Genomic DNA, 15,241 nt, shown 5'->3' on the forward strand with positions numbered 1-15,241 from the left:
GCCCCTTCTCGGGCACCGGGCCGGGGCTCGCGGCGCGAACGCCCCTGGCCGACGGAGAGAACCGCTGCCCCGATGCACCGACCAGTGCCGCAAGTCCCCGCACTCCTGGAGCCCCGATGGCGAAAGTCCTGTTCGCGGCGACACCCTTCCACGGTCACGTAACCCCCTTGCTCACGGTCGCGAAAAACCTCCGCACCCGCGGCCACGACGTGCTCTTCGTGACGGGTTCACGTTTCGAGGAGGCCGTGATGTCCGGCGGGACGCGTTTTGAAGCGCTCCCCGAGGAAGCGGACTTCGACGACCGGCACATGTCCGCCGCGTTTCCAGAATTCGCCGACGCGGGCACGGGATACGAGCATCACACCTTCTTCTGGAAGCGGGTGTTCGCGGACGCGGCGGCCGCGCAATACCGTCAGATCCAGGCCCTGCTCGAACATTTCCCCGCCAGCGTGCTCGTGCACGACACCGTCTTCCTCGGCGCCCTGCCGGTGTCCCTGCGACCGCCGAGCGCCATCCGGCCGACGACGATCTGCCTCGGCGTCCTTCCCCCCATGCTGCTGAGCGACGACGTTCCCCCGTTCGGGCCCGGGATTCCGTATCTCGGCGGCCCCGAGGGACGTGCGCGGAACCGCCGGCTCAACGCCGAGACGCTCGACGCGTACGCGGGCCTGCAGAAGGACGTCGCGAGCGTCTTCGGGGCCATCGGCTGTGACCTGCCCGGGTTCATCTTCGACTGTGCGGTCACCGGGCCCGATCACTATCTCCAGCTGACCGTGCCCGGCTTCGAGTACCCGCGTTCGGACGCGCCCGATTCGTTCCGGTGCGTCGGGGCGCTGCCGCAACCGTCGAGCGACTCCTTCGTGACGCCGGAGTGGTGGCCCGAGTCCGCCGCGGCGGGCCGCCCGGTCGTGGCGGTGACCCAGGGCACGCTGGCCAACGAGGACCTTTCGGAGTTGATCCTGCCGACGGTGCGAGGGCTCGCCGCCACCGACGTCACGGTCGTCGCGGCGACGGCCCGCCCTGACGGCCCGGAGGACGTCGCTCGCCTGCTCCCCGAGATCCCCGGCAACGCCGTCATCGCCGGCTACGTGCCGTTCGACCGGCTGCTGCCGCTGGCGAGCGTCCTGGTCACCAACGGCGGCTACGGCGGCGTGCATGCCGCGTTGCGGAACGGGGTGCCGCTGGTCGTCGCCGGCGACACGGAGGACAAGCCCGAGGTGGCGGCCCGGGTGCAGTGGAGCGGCGCGGGACTCGACCTGCGTACCGGGCGCCCCCGGCCGGAGCAGGTCCGTCGGGCGGTCACCACCGTGCTCGGCGACGCCCGCTACCGCGCGGCGGCCGGGCGGCTGCGCGCGGAGATCGCCGAGTTCGACCCGTTCGGTGCGGTGGCCGGCCTCGTGGCCGCGTCGAGCCCCGTGCGCGAGCAGGCCGCGCTCCGCCCGAAGGGCCCCCGGTGACCACCCTGAGCAGCAGCGACCCGCTCGCGGACACGGTCGCCGACCGGTTGCGCCGGCTCGCCGCCGCCGAACGCCACAAGGTCGGCTTCCCGGGCTGGTCGGCCGCCTTTCCCCAGTCGCTCGTGCCCTTCCTGTCGCATGAGCTCAACAACTACGGCGACCCCGAGGTCGACCCGGTCTTTCCCTGGCACACCAAGGACCTCGAACGCGAGCTCGTCGAGGACCTGGCCGACCTGTTCGGCGCCGGCCCGGCCCGGCGGTGGGGCCACGTGACCTCTGGGGGCAGCGAAGGCGTCCTGCACGGCCTGTGGCTCGCGCGGGCGGCGCATCCAGGGGCGAAGGTCTACCACTCCAGGGCGGCGCACCCCTGCGTGGCCCGCAGCGCCGGCATGCTGCGCATGGAGAACGTCGCCGTGCCGACCGACATCCAGGGCGAGATGAACTACACCGCCCTCATGCGGCGGCTCGTGGCCGACCCGCACCCGTCGGCGATCGTGGTGGCCACGATCGGCACCACGCTGACCGAGGCCGTGGACGACGTGCGGAGCATCCGGGTCACGCTGTCGGCCGCCGGCAAGCAGTCCCATCTCCACGCCGACGCCGCCATGTCGGGCATCCCGCTGGCGCTGCACGCCGAGGGCCGTCCCGTGTTCGGGCTGCACGCCCAGGGGGCCGACAGCCTGTCGATCAGCGGCCACAAGTTCCTCGGCGCGCCGTTCCCCTGCGGAGTCGTCCTGACCAGGATCGACCCCGGGCGGAGCCCGAGCGCCTCGGACCTGCTGTGCGGCGCCTCCGACTCGCTGACCAGCTCCCGCAACGGGCATGCCGCCCTGATCCTCTGGTACCTCCTCAAGGAACGTGGGATCAGCGGCCTGCGGGAGCTGGCACAGGCCGGGCAGGCCACCGCCGAGTACGCCCAGCGCCGGCTCGCCGCCGCCGGGTGGCCGGCGTGGCGCGCGCACCGCCGTGCCCGCACGGTGGTGTTCCCGACGCCCCATCACACCGTCCTCGAGACGTGGGCGCTTCCGGTGGTCCGCGGGATCAGCCACATCGTCTGCACCCCGGGCGTGACCCGTACCCGCGTCGACCGCTTCGTCACGGCGATCAGCGCCGCGATCCCCGAACCGATCAAGGACGGACAGCCATGGACCACTCCCTCACGTGTTCTGTGATCATCCCCACGTACAACCGCGCCCGCCTGCTCGACTGGACCCTGCACGCGCTGACCCGCCAGGACCTGCCGGCCGACCGGTTCGAGGTGGTGGTCGTGGACGACGGATCCAGCGACGGCACGGCCGCGGTCGTCGAGCGGTACCGCGACCGGCTCGCGGTGACCTACGACTACCAGGAGGACCAGGGCTACCGGCTCGCCGCCGCCCGCAACGTAGGGATAGCACACGCGACCGCCGACATCTGCGTCTTCATCGACTCAGGGGTACTGGCCCACTCCCGCTGTCTCAGCGCCCATCTCGACAGCCACGCCTCCGCTCCAGGCCCGACGGCCGTCGTGGGGTACGTCTACGGCTTCAACCTGGACAACGAGGACGCCGAGCTCATCGAGCGGAGGGTCGACGTCACCGACCCCGACGCCAGCATCGTCCGGCTCGCCGAGGACGGGCGGCTTGATCTCCGGGAGGAGTTCTACGTCCGGCACGACGACAGGATCGGCGACCTGCCCGCGCCCTGGACGGTGTACTGGAACTGCAACGCCTCGGCCCGGACGGCCCAGTTGCGCTCGGTCGGGGCGTTCGACGAGGCCTTCCGCACCTGGGGCGGGGAGGACATCGACCTCGCCTACCGGCTGCACCGCGACGGAGCCCGGTTCGTCGTGAACCGGCAGGCGAGCTCCATCCACTACCCGCACGAGAAGAAGGCGGACGACAACATCGCGAGCTGCGCCCTCAACTACCGCTACATCGCCGACAAGTACGGCACGCCACTCACCCGGCTCCTCCTGCCGCTGCCGACCATCAACCCGTTCAACCTCAACGACGTCGCCCGCTTCCTCGACGTGCCGTCATGCGCGGACTACCTGGCCGGGAAGGCGTGAGCGGGGCGCCGCACCCGGGTTCGCAGTGGCGGGTCGTCCGGCTGGTGCCGCGCGTGGGGCCGGCGCTGCTGTCGGTGATGGTGCCGGTGAACCTGGCGCTCGGCGCGCTGCCCGTCGTCTTCGTCGTCGCCGCCGGCCACCTGCTGGCGGAGGTGCCCGCAGCAGTGTCCGGCCCTATGTCCGGCGCTGTGTCCGGCCCTGTGTCCGGCGGCACCGGGTCACCCGCGTTCGACCGGTTGCCGGCCGCGTTCGCGGTCGCCACGGCTGCGTTCCTGCTGCGCGAGGTCCTCTCTCCGCTGCAGGAATCGCTGGGTGAGCTCGCGGCGCGCCGGGTGGACGGCCTCATGTACGACCGGCTGATGGCGGCCGCCCTTCGCCCCCGGGGCATCGCGGCCCTGGAGGATCAGCGGGTTCTCGACGCGCTGCGGCTGGCGTCGCGGGAACTGGAGTACGGGGTCCAGAGCCCGGGGCAGGCCTGCGCCGGAGCGCTCGCCCTGCTCGCTCGCGCAACCGAGTTGTGCTGCTGCCTCGTGGCCATCGGCACGGTGTTCTCCTGGTGGGCCGCGCTCGGGCTGGCCGGGGTGGTGCTGCTGTTCCGCCACGGGCAGCGGGGCGGGCTGCGCCGCTACGCGCAGGCGCGGGTCGCGCTGGCGGACGAGGAACGGCGGATCGACTACCTTCGCCGGCTCGTGATCGAGCCCGCCGCCGGCAAGGAGATCCGGGTGTTCGGGCTCATCGGGTGGTTGTCCGGCCTGCTGGAGGACGCCTACCGCGCGTGGCTGCGGCCCCTGTGGGCGGCCCGGCGGCGCGCGTACGTGTGGCCCTTCGTCTGGTTCACGGCCGCGGGCGCCGCCGTCACCGTCGCCGTGTTCTGGGCGGTCGGGACGACGGCGGCGGACCGGCTCACCCTGGTCGGTTTCCTGATCGTCGTGCAGGCGGCCCTGGGCGCGGTGCGGCTCGGCGAGCACTACTCCGAGGCGGACCTGCAGACCGAGGTCGGCCTGCGGGCGCACGACGCCGTCGAGCGCCTCGTCGCCCGGCTCGACGCGTACCCGGCCGGCCCGGGGACGGTGACCGCGGCCGGGGCGGTGCCGGATCCGGTGCAGGCCATCCGGTTCGACCAGGTCCGCTTCGGCTATCCGGGAGGGCCGGGGCTCGTGTTCGACGGCCTGGACCTGACGATCCCGGCCGGCCGGTGCACCGCCATCGTCGGCATGAACGGCGCGGGGAAGTCCACGCTGGTGAAGTTGTTGTGCCGGCTGTACGACCCCGACAGCGGCACGATCCGCGCCGACGGCACCGACATCGCGTCCTATCCGGTGGCGGCCTGGCGCCGGAAACTGAGCGTGGTCTTCCAGGACTTCGCCCGGTACGAGGTGTCCGCGGCGGAGAACATCGGCTTCGGCGCGGTCGACGCGCTGGGCGACCGGGCCGGGATCGAGGCCGCCGCGCGAACCGCAGGCGTGTCCGCCATGCTGGACGCGGTGCCCGGCGGCCTGGACGTGCCGCTGGCCCGGCACCTGTCGGGCGGCGGGGACCTGTCGGGCGGGCAGTGGCAGCGGATCGCCCTGGCCCGCACGCTGTTCGCGCTGCGGCACGGCTCACCGGTCATCGTCCTGGACGAGCCCACCGCGAGCCTGGACGTCCGCGCCGAGGCCCGGTTCTTCGACGAGTTCGCCGAGCTCACCCAGGGTGCGACCACTGTGCTGATCTCGCACCGGTTCGCCACCGTACGCCGGGCCGACCTCATCGTCGTTCTCGCCGGCGGCCGCCGCGTCGAGCAGGGCAGCCATGACGAGCTGATGGCGCTCGACGGCCGGTACGCGTACCTGTTCCGCCTGCAGGCCCACCGCTTCGCCGAGTGCACCGAGGACCCGACGTGAGAGAGGTCTTCCGGACGGTGCGGCACCTGGTCTGCGGCGCCTGGCGGGCGGACCGCGGCAAGACCGCGACCGCGTTCGCCCTGGTGCTCGCCGGCGCGGCGGCCGCTCCGCTCCTGGCCGCCTGCCTGGGCCGGATGACCGACGACGTGCTCGCCGGCCGGTCCGGTGCCGCGGCGCTCGCCGGAGCCGGCGTCGCCGTTCTCGCCATCGTGTCGCTGACCTTCGGCCACTTCGCGCACATCGCGTACTTCGAGCTGTCCGAACTCGCCGAGATCGACTTCGACCTGCGGCTGGCGGCGCTGTCCAACGGGACGCCCGGGACCGCCCACCACGACCGGCCCGAACACGCGGACACGTTCACCGTGCTGCAGCGGGAGAGCCGCCGCTTCCACACCGGTCTCGGCGCGATCGTCAACGCCGCCGGCCTCGCGATCGCCATGGCTTTCACCGGGATCCTGCTGGCCCGGGTGAGCGCGCTGCTCCTGCTGCTCCCGCTCGCCGTGGTGCCGCCGCTGGTCGCCGGACGCGTCGCCGACCGGGCCCTGGACCGCGCCCGGCAGGATTCGGCCGAGCCGACCCGCATCGCGCTCAATCTGTTCCGCCTGACGGCCACGGCCCGGCACGGTGGCGAGCTGCGGGTCTCGGCGCTGGGAGAGGAGTTGCGCGACCGCCACGCCCGGCTGTGGGCGACCGCCACCCGGCGCCTGTGGCGAGGGCAGCTCACCGCCACGCTGGTCCGTGCCGCCGGACTGGTGACGTTCGCGGCGGGGTACACGGGCGCGGTGCTCGTCGCCGTCAGGAGCGCGGTTTCCGGGGGCGCCTCGGCGGGTGGCGTCGTCCTGGTCGTGGTGCTGGCCGTACAGGTCAACCAGCAGGTCACCACCGCCGTCCGGCTGATGCAGGACCTGCACAGGATGGCCACCGCGCACCGGCGGCTGGCCGACCTGGCAGTCGCCCTCGCAGAGCAGGCAACGGTCGGAGGACAGCCGGCGGCGGCCGGCGGTCACGGCCCACCGGACCGGCTCGATCGGGGGATCACCCTGGAGGACGTGAGCTTCGCCTATCCCGGCACGACCAGGCCGGTGCTGACGGACGTCCGGCTGGTCCTCCCGGCCGGCGCCACCGTGGCCGTGGTAGGCGAGAACGGCGCCGGCAAGTCCACCCTGGTCAAGCTCCTGTGCGGGCTCTACCAGCCCACCCGCGGCCGGATCCTGCTCGACGGCGTCGACCAGCGGCAGGTGGCGCCCGATCCGTGGCGGCTGCGCGTCTCGGCCGGCTTCCAGGACTTCGTCCGGTACGAGCTGACGGCCCGGCAGGCGGTCGGCCTGGGCGACCTGCCGAGGATCGCCGATGATGCCGTGGTGGCCGCGGCTCTGGAACGCGCCGCCGCGTCCGACGTCGTCGCCCTCCTCCCGCACGGCCTGAGCAGCCAGATGGGAAGGTCGTACGCCGACGGCGTCGAACTCTCCGGCGGTCAATGGCAGAAGCTCGCCCTGGGCCGCGCGTTCATGCGGGAGACCCCCCTGCTGCTCGTCCTGGACGAGCCCGGCTCGGCCCTCGACCCGGAGGCCGAGGACGCCGTGTTCGAACGGTACGCCGCGCAGGCCAGGCGCGTCGGCCGGTCGGTGGGCGCGATCACCGTGTTCGTCTCGCACCGCCTGTCCACCGTCCGCATGGCCGACCTCATCGTGGTCCTCGACGAGGGCCGGGTGGCCGAGGTCGGCGATCACGCCACCTTGATGGCGGCCGGCCGGACCTACGCCGGCCTGTTCACGATGCAGTCCTCCGCGTACGCTCCCGGCCGGCATCCGGTGCACAAGGCGGGGCCGGAGAGCTCACCTCAGCCGGCCGCCGGCACCTGCCCGCGACGGGACAGGCCGGGCACGGGATAGCGAGCTCATAGGTTTTTCATAGAGCTCTGGGATTCGATGGTGTCTGTCCCGATCCGGTCCATCACCGTCTGGAGATCAGATGACCCGCCTTCGCGCCCTTGGACTCCTCGCCGTATCCGTCGCCCTGGCCGCCGGCGTGACCGCCGCGCCGGCCGGCGCCACCGCACGGAGCGGCAGCGCCGCGTCCTGCTCCGCCACCAGCAACAAGACCGGCAAGTACGGCCTGGTCACTCTCAAGTGCACGACGACCTGGAAGTTCCAGGTCAGTACCTGGTGCTACAAGAAGAACAACACCGACTCCGACCGCACACGCATCTATGGAGGTCTGGCGCAGGGCCCGCGCCAGCTGTCCTCGGCCGTCTGCCGCGGCTCCTACCCCTACCGCCTCAGCACCGGATACGCGTACGACGTCGTGGGCTAGCTACCGTGGCCGAAGGCCGGATGCCCGGCGGCTGAGCGGCGCAGATCGAGCACGTCGGGGTCGGAGAACCTGGCCGGATCCCTGTTGGCGGCGTTGATCGCGATGACGACCGTGTCGCCCGCCTTGAGTTGCCTGCCGCCGAGCTCCACGTCCTCAGCACGCCGCGCATACCGGTGGCGGCGACCACCCCGCCGAGCTCCTCGTCGGTCAGGTCGCCGCTGCTGACCAGGTCGCTGCGCAGGTCGCGGTCGGCTTGGCCCGCTTCGCGAGCGCGAGCTCCCGCAGGTACGGCACGCCGGGCAGCTCACAGATCGTCAGCGCTGGAACCGGCTGGGCGAAGACCTCGACGAGGTCGGCGGGCGGCCCCGTCATGGCGGAGCCGGCGTTCGGCCCGCGTGAGTGCCCCGGGGCCGGCCGCCACCCAGGTCAGCACCCTGATAGTGTGTTCCGCTGGCCAGGACGGAGGCGCGGTGACGGCATGGTGGCGACATCGCCGGACACGACGTGGGAACACTAGGTGATCTCTGATCAGCGCCTCGGCATCCGGGTCGTCGCCCTTGCCCTCCTGGCGGTGACCACTGCGGGCTGCGGGCTGCCGCCTCTCACGCCGCCCACCGAGCAGGCTCGGCCGACCGCCTCCGCCCGCGGGTCGTCCCCGGTCACGCCATCGACGTCACCGGTCGCCACCGGCCTCACGATCGCAGACGCCAAGCGGGGCGCCGCGAACTGGCTGGCTGACCACAACCGGACGGTCAAGGACCGCGACTGGTGGGACGATTCATCCGCGATCGACAGACTGTTCTGGGACGGCACCAGGCATGAAGCGGTGATCGACCGGTGGGCCGTGAAGGACGGCGACAGGAGGAAGAAGCGCGAAGCGATCCGCCTGACCGGGCATGTCTACTACGTCCCCCGCGAGCAGACGATTCCTGACGGACAGTGGTTCCTCCTCCAGGCCACGTACGCGGGCCAGGACCGCCCGCACATTCTGGCGTTCTGGCGCCCCGAGGGCGGAGCGTTCAAGCTCGCGGCCAAGAGCCCGTTGCACCACGGTCAGCGGGTGCCCGAGCCGCGGCGGGACGCCGAGGGCTACGTCACCGCCATGCCGGCCCGCATCGGCAAGCAGGTCGCCCAGGAGTACATGGTGTTCTGGGATTACGACAGGCACGACCAGGAGGGCCGGAACGGCTACCGGCTGGCCGAGGACAACTACAGCAGGCGCGCCTACCGCACGGTGTCCAAGGGCGCGTACATGGGTTACCAGTCCTACAGCCGCCCGTACGGGTTCCGCACCGCGGACGGCGGTTCATTCCACGTCTTCTGCCTGCTCAACGACCCGCAGAGCATCTCGGCCGTCCTCACCTTGGGCGTGTCCACCCGCGGGAAGGGCAACGCACTCCACGAGATCGCCGCGGACTGGTACGCCTGAGGCCCCTCCCCCGGGCTCCAGCCAGGAGAGCAGGAGCTTGATCAGGGGCACCGGCGTGAACCAGACGACGGTCCGCGGGACGGTGACGAGCGCGAGGCTGGGCACGGCGATCGCGGACGGCCGACGGGCGACGCACGTTCGGTGGCACGACCTGATGGAGTCGTTCTGGTCACGCCTGCAGGGCGCGCTCCTGAGCCGCCGACGCTTGTCCATCGAACCGGGGCACCTTCACGATCTCGCCTGCGGGCGGACCCGGCCAAGCCCTTCCGGGCTGTTCGCCGTCCGCTCGCCTGACCGGCTCGTGTGTCCTACTTGAAGGCGCCCGCGGTGAGGCCGGTGACGATGCGCCGCTGGAACACGAGGACGGCGGCGATGAGGGGGAGCGTCACGATGGCCCCGGCCGCCATGATCGCCGTATAGGGGATCTGGTGCGGCTGGGAGCCGGCGAAGTTGGCGATCGCCACGGTCACCGGCGCGACGTCGGGGTTCCCGTTCGACAGCAGGCTGGACAGCAGATACTCATCCCAGGCGGAGAAGAACACGATGATCGCAGTGGTGAACAGACCGGGCGCCGCGAGCGGGAGCAGGACCTTGCGGAACGCCTGGGCCGGGGTCGCGCCGTCCGCGAGCGCCGCCTTCTCCAACTCCCAGGGCATCGCGGCGAAGAAGCTGGTGAGAATCCAGAGGGCCAGGGGCAGGGCGAAGGAGATGTTGGGGACGATGAGCGCCTGGTACGTCCCCAGCCATCGGATGTCGGTGAACAGCTGGAACATCGGGGTCAGGATGGCGACGCCGGGGAACATCGACGCGCACAGGACGGCCGCCAAGATCTTCGGTTTGCCGCGCATCGGCAGCCGTACCAGCGCGTACGCCGCCGGGCCCCCGATGAGCAGAGCCAGCGCGGTCGTCGCGCACGCGACAACCATGCTATTGAGCAGCGCCCGTCCGAAGTGGTCGCCTCCGCTCGTGTCGAACGCCGCCCGGAAGTTGTCCAGCGTCGGGTGCGCCGGCCACGGGGTGGCGTCGAAGGTGTGGCCGACGTCCCGGAACGCGGTGACCACCATCCAGTAGAAGGGGCCCAGGCACCAGAGCACGATGACGGCCGCGCCGGCGTACAGCCACAGTGGCCGCCGCGTCCGCCGAAGGCGCGTCTTCCACGTGTGTTTCGAGAATTCGGCTGTCGTCATCACTAGGACATCCCATGCTGTTCGGACTGGACGAGGTTGACCCGGAACACCCGGACAAGCGCCAGAGCGACACCGAAGATGAGCACGAAGGTCAGCGTGGAGAGGGCTGACGCGCCGCCGTAGCCTTGCTGGATCTGCCGGACCGTGAGAATCGACAGCGTCGTGGTCGCGTGCCCATCTCCGCCACCGCCTTGAGTGAGGATCGCCGGCAGGTCGTAGATGCGCAGGACGTCCAGCACGCGGAACACGATGGCGACCAGCAGCGCCGGCCGTATCAGCGGCAGGGTGATCCGCAGGAAGCGCTGGAACGTGGAGGCGCCGTCGATGCGGGCGGCCTCGTAGAGGGCACCGGGAATGCCCGACATTCCGGCGAGCAACAGCAGCGCGACGAACGGCGTCGTCTTCCACACGTCGCTGATGATGACAGCCACCCGTGCTGACCAGGCACCGTCCGTCCACAGGATATGGGTGCCGAGGGCTCGGTTGACGATGCCGTCGTAGGCGAACATGAAGAACCAGAGCTTCGCGGTGACGGCCGTCGGGATCGCCCAGGGCACCAGGACGACGGCGCGGAGGAAACCGCGTCCGGCGAACGCCTGGTTCATGACGACGGCCATCAGGAGACCGAGGACGACCTCAAGGGACACCGTGACCACCGTGAAGAACAGCGTGACCAGGACCGAGGTCCAGAACTGGTCACCGAGCGTCCCCGGCGGACAGGACGTGTCGCCGCACTGCTGCCCCAGCCAGTGCAGGTAGTTGGAGAATCCCGCGAACTCCCCGCCGGTGGTGAAGAACCCGTCCCGCAGGGTCGGATCGGTGCGGAACGAGGTGACCAGCGCGGCGACGATCGGGTAACCGATGACGGCGGCGAGCAAGACGAGTGCCGGTGAGACCAGTAGCGCGCCGAGCCTGCTGCGGCTCTGCGCTGTCGTTTCGGACGGTTTGGACATGGAACGTTCCCGTCTGGCGTGCGTCACTGCTCGCTGGTCGCGGCGAGGATCGCCGCCTGGATGTCTTCGACGGCCTTGTCGACCGGCTTCTCGCCCTTGATGGCCGCGTAGGCGTTCTCGCTGATGGCCTGGGTCACAGCCGGATAGAACGGCGTGACAGGCCGCTCGGCCGCGGTGGCGATGCTCCGTTCGAGCGCGCCCAGGTAGCCGAGCGCGGGATCGTCGAGCAGCGACCTGTCGCGGTAGAGGCTCTTGACGACGGGAGGCTGGCCCTGCTCGATGAGCAGTTTCCGCTGCACGTCCGGAGACTGCAGGTAAATGAGGAAGTCTCGGGCGGTCGCCTTGCGCTTGGAGTAGACGTTCACCGCGTTGTCCTGACCGCCGAGCACCGCCCGCCCGGGCCCGTCGGCCCCCGGAAGCATGGCCACCCCGAACTTGCCCTTCACCACGGAGCCGCCGTCGCTCTCGGCCAGCGGATACACGTAGGACCAGTTGCGCAGGAACAGTAGTTTGCCGGCTTCGAACGCCTGGCGGCTGTCTTCCTCCTGGTAGGTGATCGCTTCTTGCGGGATGTCGCCGGCGCGATAGGCGTCGACGAGTAGGGACAGGCCCTTGCGGACGGCCGGGGTGTCGGCCGAAGGGGTCGTGCCGTCGGCTTTGACGAAGCTGCCGCCCGCGGCGGCGACGGCCTCCGCTACGTTGACGGTGAGGCCCTCGTACTTGGCGAACTGCCCGGCGTAGCAGCCCATGCGCCGTTCCCGGGCGATCTCGCAGTACTTCAGCAGCTCCTTCCACGTCCGAGGCGGACGCGGTACCAGGTCCTTGCGGTAGTAGAGCAGGCCGGCGTCCGTCATGAACGGCGCGGCGTAGAGAGTGCCCTGATACCGCGCGGTCGTGACCGTCTGCTCCAGCAGCGGCGACGTGTCGAAGGTGTAGTCGCCCTCGAAGGGCTGCAGCCAGCGGTGCGCCGCGTACTCCGCGATCGTCACGATATCGGCGCCGAGGACGTCGTAGTTCGCGTCCTCGGCCTTGAAGTGACGCACAAGATTGTCGTGCAGTTCGTCGACGTCACTGAACTGCCTGAGCGTGACCCGCTGGTCCGGATGACGCAGGTTCCACGTCTCGATGACCTGTTTGGTCGCGGCCCCGGCCACGTCCGACGCCTGGACGTACGTGATCGGCCCGCGGCCCGACAAGTGCTGCCGCGCCGCATCGAGCCTGCTGTCCGGCGTCGCACAGCCGGTGACCGCAAGGATAAGCGCGCCCGCTGCGGCGGACAGCCTACGCCGCGCCCTCACGTCCATCTCCTCCTCGTTCCTCGCCGGGTCATCCCGCGGTCCGCAGGACGACCGCTTCCCAGGGGCGCAGCGTCGGGTTCGTGCCGGTCTCGGGCAGGCTCTCGCGCACCGTGGCACTCGACAGCAGCGGCTCACCGGTCAGCGTCACCCGCTGCGGCTCGGCGGAGAAGTTGGCCGCCACCGTCAGCGGGCCGCAGGTGTAGATCCATCGCGAATCGCTCACCTCTACCTCGCGGTAGCCGGCGATGCCGCCGGCGAAGGCTTCCCGGCGGAGCAGCACGAGCGCGCGGACGAGAGCGAGAGTCGATGCAGAGTCGGCCCGCTGCTCAGCCACGTTGACGCTCTCGTCGTCGGGCAGCGGAAGCCAAGGTGTGCCGGTCGTGAACCCCGCGCCGACAGTGCGGTCCCAGCGCATGGGTGCACGCGCGTTGTCCCGCGGCCACTGCCCGTTCCGGCCGCCGGCCGTGAGCGGATCACGGTGCAACCGGGCCGGAATGTCGCTGTCCACCATTCCCAGCTCGTCGCCGTAGTAGAGCGCGTAGGTCCCGGGAAGGGTCGCCATGAGGGTGTGCGCCAAGCGGGTCTTGCGGTTGTCTCCGGCCGCCCATCGCGTCGCCATGCGCGGCAGGTCATGGTTCGAGCCGGCCCAGATCGGACACGTCCCCTCGGGGAAGGAGGCCAGAGACTCCGCCACCACCCGCGAAAGGGCCGGCGCCTCGAACGGCGCGAAGATGAACGGGAAGTTGAACCCCAGATGCAGCTCGTCGTCGTCCCCGAAATACGGCACGAGCTCGTCGACCCGCGCCACCCACGTCTCACCGAGGAGCAACGGCGTCTCCACCCGGCTCTCCGCACGCCGGCGCCATTCCCGGTAGACGTCGTGCACTTCCGGCTGGTTGAAGTTGTACAGGTGCTGTATCCCGTATCGTCCCTGGACCTCGGTGCCGTAGATGTGGGCGCCGTCGTGCGTGGGGTTGTCCCGGAGCAGCGCGTCCTTGTACAGCCCATTCGCCACGTCGATCCGGAATCCGGCGATCCCGCGGTCGAACCAGAAGTCCATGATGGCGGCGAATTCGGCATGCACCGCCGGATTCCACCAATTGAGGTCCGGCTGTTCGGGGAGGAAATTGTGGAAGTAGTACTCGCCGCTCTTCTCGTCCCATGTCCACGCCGGTTCGCCGGTGTCGTCGACCCAGTTGTTCGGCAGCGACCCGTCGCTCTTGGGCGGCGCCCACACGTAGTAGTCGCGGTACGGCGAGCCCGGGTCGGAACGGGCTTCGACGAACCACGGATGCTCGCTGCTGGTGTGGTTCGGGATGAGGTCGAGTATGACGCGCATCCCGCGCTCCCACGCCTGGGCGATGAGAACGTCCAAGTCGTCCAGCGTACCCAACTCTGGATGGACGCCACGGTAGTCGGAGACGTCATAGCCCCAGTCGTGGTTGGGAGACGGCATCGTGGGAGAGAGCCAGAGGGCGTCGACTCCGAGCCACTGGAGGTAGTCGAGACGTCCGATGAGACCTTGGAGATCTCCATAGCCGTCCCCGTCGCCGTCCTGGAACGAGCGGACGTAGACGTGGTAAAGCGTGGCACCGTGCCACCAAGGGGAATGGTCCACCGGAGTCCTCTCATGGAAGCCGAACACGGCAAACGAATCCGGATTCGTTTCTCCGGTATGGTGTCTACCAGGATTTACAGCTGTCAAGGCGCCAACCGAATGACGTTCGTTTATCGCGTCGGCCGCCACCATGGAAAGCAATCCGGAAGGGACCACGGGATGCCGCGCCCGCGCAAGGCACTTCTCTCACGGGAGATCATTGCGACCGCCGCCCTGGAGATGACCAGCGAGACCGGCGGCTTCACCGTGCCCGATCTGGCGAGGCGGCTCAATGTCCGCCAGTCCTCGCTCTACAACCACGTGAGCGGGCGGGCCGAGATCATCGAGCTGATCCGGCAGCGGCTGCACGAGGCACTGGCGGTCCGCGTCGACGTCACCGCCGACTGGGCGGATGTGATCCGGCACGTCGCCTCCGCCCAGCGGGCCTCGATGGCCAAGCACCCGTGGGTCATCCCCCTGCTGGCAACGTCCCCCGCCGACCTGGACGCCACGATCACCACGCTGGAGAACGTGGCCATCGTCCTGTCCCGCGCGGGCTTCACCGATCGCGACGTCATGCTCGCGATAGCCATGCTTGACATAGTGACGATCGGCGCAAGCCTGGACCTGGTCTCCCCGGAAGACCTCTACCCAGCCGGAGCGCTCGCCCAGGCAGCGACACTTGCCCGCGTAGTCCGTACTGCGCCGCCAGGCGTCCCCCGCGCCGACGTCGCCTTCAACTTCACCCTCGACCTGATCATCGAGGCCCTGCGCATACGCCTCTCCCACAACACGAATCCCCGATAGACCCTTCGACCCAACAGAACCATCCGGACCGGCTGCGGCGGAGTCGTACGACATCGCTCCGAGCTCCGGCAGGGCGCACACTTCGACACCGCCGGACCGTTGGACGGCGGAAGAGCGCCTCACTCCGGCCCATTCCTGAGCAGGGCCGTTGCGTTCTCGACTGGTGAGACTGCTGTACCCCTGAGCCGGGTGGGCGAGTAGGGGTGCCCCGGTGCGGAGATGACGAACGCGACCCCTCATGATCGTCGGTGTCTAGCCAGTCGATCA

12 protein-coding genes and 1 pseudogene are annotated in these 15,241 nt (G+C 70.3%); 8 read left to right on the top strand and 5 right to left on the bottom strand.

Annotation, left to right across the window (positions count from 1 at the left end; translation table 11 throughout):
- The first annotated feature begins 116 nt into the window (after positions 1-116).
- The 6 genes from ABGB14_RS39430 to ABGB14_RS39455 all read left to right on the top strand — a co-directional run bounded on the left by ABGB14_RS39430 (position 117) and on the right by ABGB14_RS39455 (position 7,703).
- On the top strand, positions 117-1,457 hold the full coding sequence (locus tag ABGB14_RS39430; RefSeq protein WP_347648968.1) for a glycosyltransferase: 1,341 nt from the start codon (positions 117-119) through the stop codon (positions 1,455-1,457).
- A complete protein-coding gene (locus ABGB14_RS39435; RefSeq protein WP_347648969.1) occupies positions 1,454-2,629 on the top strand; it encodes a pyridoxal-dependent decarboxylase in 1,176 nt (391 codons plus the stop codon). Before ABGB14_RS39430 ends, ABGB14_RS39435 begins: the two co-directional genes overlap by 4 nt.
- The gene (locus ABGB14_RS39440) at positions 2,602-3,507 is read left to right on the top strand and encodes a glycosyltransferase (RefSeq protein WP_347648970.1); all 906 of its coding nucleotides are present in this window, start codon (positions 2,602-2,604) and stop codon (positions 3,505-3,507) included. The genes ABGB14_RS39435 and ABGB14_RS39440 overlap by 28 nt, the downstream gene beginning before the upstream one ends.
- Positions 3,477-5,390, top strand: a complete 1,914-nt coding sequence (locus ABGB14_RS39445; protein WP_347648971.1) for an ABC transporter ATP-binding protein — start codon at positions 3,477-3,479, stop codon at positions 5,388-5,390. The genes ABGB14_RS39440 and ABGB14_RS39445 overlap by 31 nt, the downstream gene beginning before the upstream one ends.
- Positions 5,387-7,282 carry an ATP-binding cassette domain-containing protein gene (locus ABGB14_RS39450; RefSeq protein WP_347648972.1) on the top strand — a complete coding sequence of 632 codons (1,896 nt, stop codon included), beginning with the start codon at positions 5,387-5,389 and terminating at the stop codon, positions 7,280-7,282. The genes ABGB14_RS39445 and ABGB14_RS39450 overlap by 4 nt, the downstream gene beginning before the upstream one ends.
- A gap of 79 nt (positions 7,283-7,361) precedes the next feature.
- Entirely contained in the window at positions 7,362-7,703 is a 342-nt protein-coding gene (locus tag ABGB14_RS39455; protein WP_347648973.1) for a hypothetical protein, read from the top strand.
- A 2-nt stretch (positions 7,704-7,705) separates the two neighbouring features.
- Here the strand turns inward: ABGB14_RS39455 and ABGB14_RS39460 are convergent.
- Positions 7,706-8,069, bottom strand: a pseudogene (locus ABGB14_RS39460) (hypothetical protein); the annotation flags it as partial.
- Between the two features lie 151 nt (positions 8,070-8,220).
- On the opposite strand from ABGB14_RS39460, the gene ABGB14_RS39465 reads away from it, so the two are divergent.
- Positions 8,221-9,132 (top strand): hypothetical protein, encoded by a 912-nt coding sequence (locus ABGB14_RS39465; protein WP_347648974.1) that lies wholly within the window; start codon positions 8,221-8,223, stop codon positions 9,130-9,132.
- A gap of 308 nt (positions 9,133-9,440) precedes the next feature.
- Here the strand turns inward: ABGB14_RS39465 and ABGB14_RS39470 are convergent, their stop codons facing one another.
- Genes ABGB14_RS39470 through ABGB14_RS39485 form a run of 4 tightly spaced genes read right to left on the bottom strand, consistent with a single transcriptional unit; the run spans position 9,441 to position 14,188 of the window.
- Entirely contained in the window at positions 9,441-10,319 is an 879-nt protein-coding gene (locus ABGB14_RS39470; RefSeq protein ID WP_347648975.1) for a carbohydrate ABC transporter permease, read from the bottom strand.
- 2 nt (positions 10,320-10,321) lie between these two features.
- On the bottom strand, positions 10,322-11,272 hold the full coding sequence (locus tag ABGB14_RS39475; protein ID WP_347648976.1) for a sugar ABC transporter permease: 951 nt from the start codon (positions 11,270-11,272) through the stop codon (positions 10,322-10,324).
- A 23-nt stretch (positions 11,273-11,295) separates the two neighbouring features.
- On the bottom strand, positions 11,296-12,570 hold the full coding sequence (locus tag ABGB14_RS39480) for an ABC transporter substrate-binding protein (RefSeq protein WP_347648977.1): 1,275 nt from the start codon (positions 12,568-12,570) through the stop codon (positions 11,296-11,298).
- A 28-nt stretch (positions 12,571-12,598) separates the two neighbouring features.
- Positions 12,599-14,188 (bottom strand): alpha-amylase family glycosyl hydrolase, encoded by a 1,590-nt coding sequence (locus ABGB14_RS39485; RefSeq protein WP_347648978.1) that lies wholly within the window; start codon positions 14,186-14,188, stop codon positions 12,599-12,601.
- Positions 14,189-14,200: 12 nt separating this feature from the next.
- Here ABGB14_RS39485 and ABGB14_RS39490 point away from each other — a divergent pair, with 12 nt between their 5' ends.
- Positions 14,201-14,974 (top strand): TetR/AcrR family transcriptional regulator C-terminal domain-containing protein, encoded by a 774-nt coding sequence (locus tag ABGB14_RS39490; RefSeq protein ID WP_347648979.1) that lies wholly within the window; start codon positions 14,201-14,203, stop codon positions 14,972-14,974.
- Positions 14,975-15,241: the final 267 nt, after the last annotated feature.

This window comes from Nonomuraea sp. B10E15, assembly GCF_039871615.1.
Lineage (GTDB): Bacteria > Actinomycetota > Actinomycetes > Streptosporangiales > Streptosporangiaceae > Nonomuraea.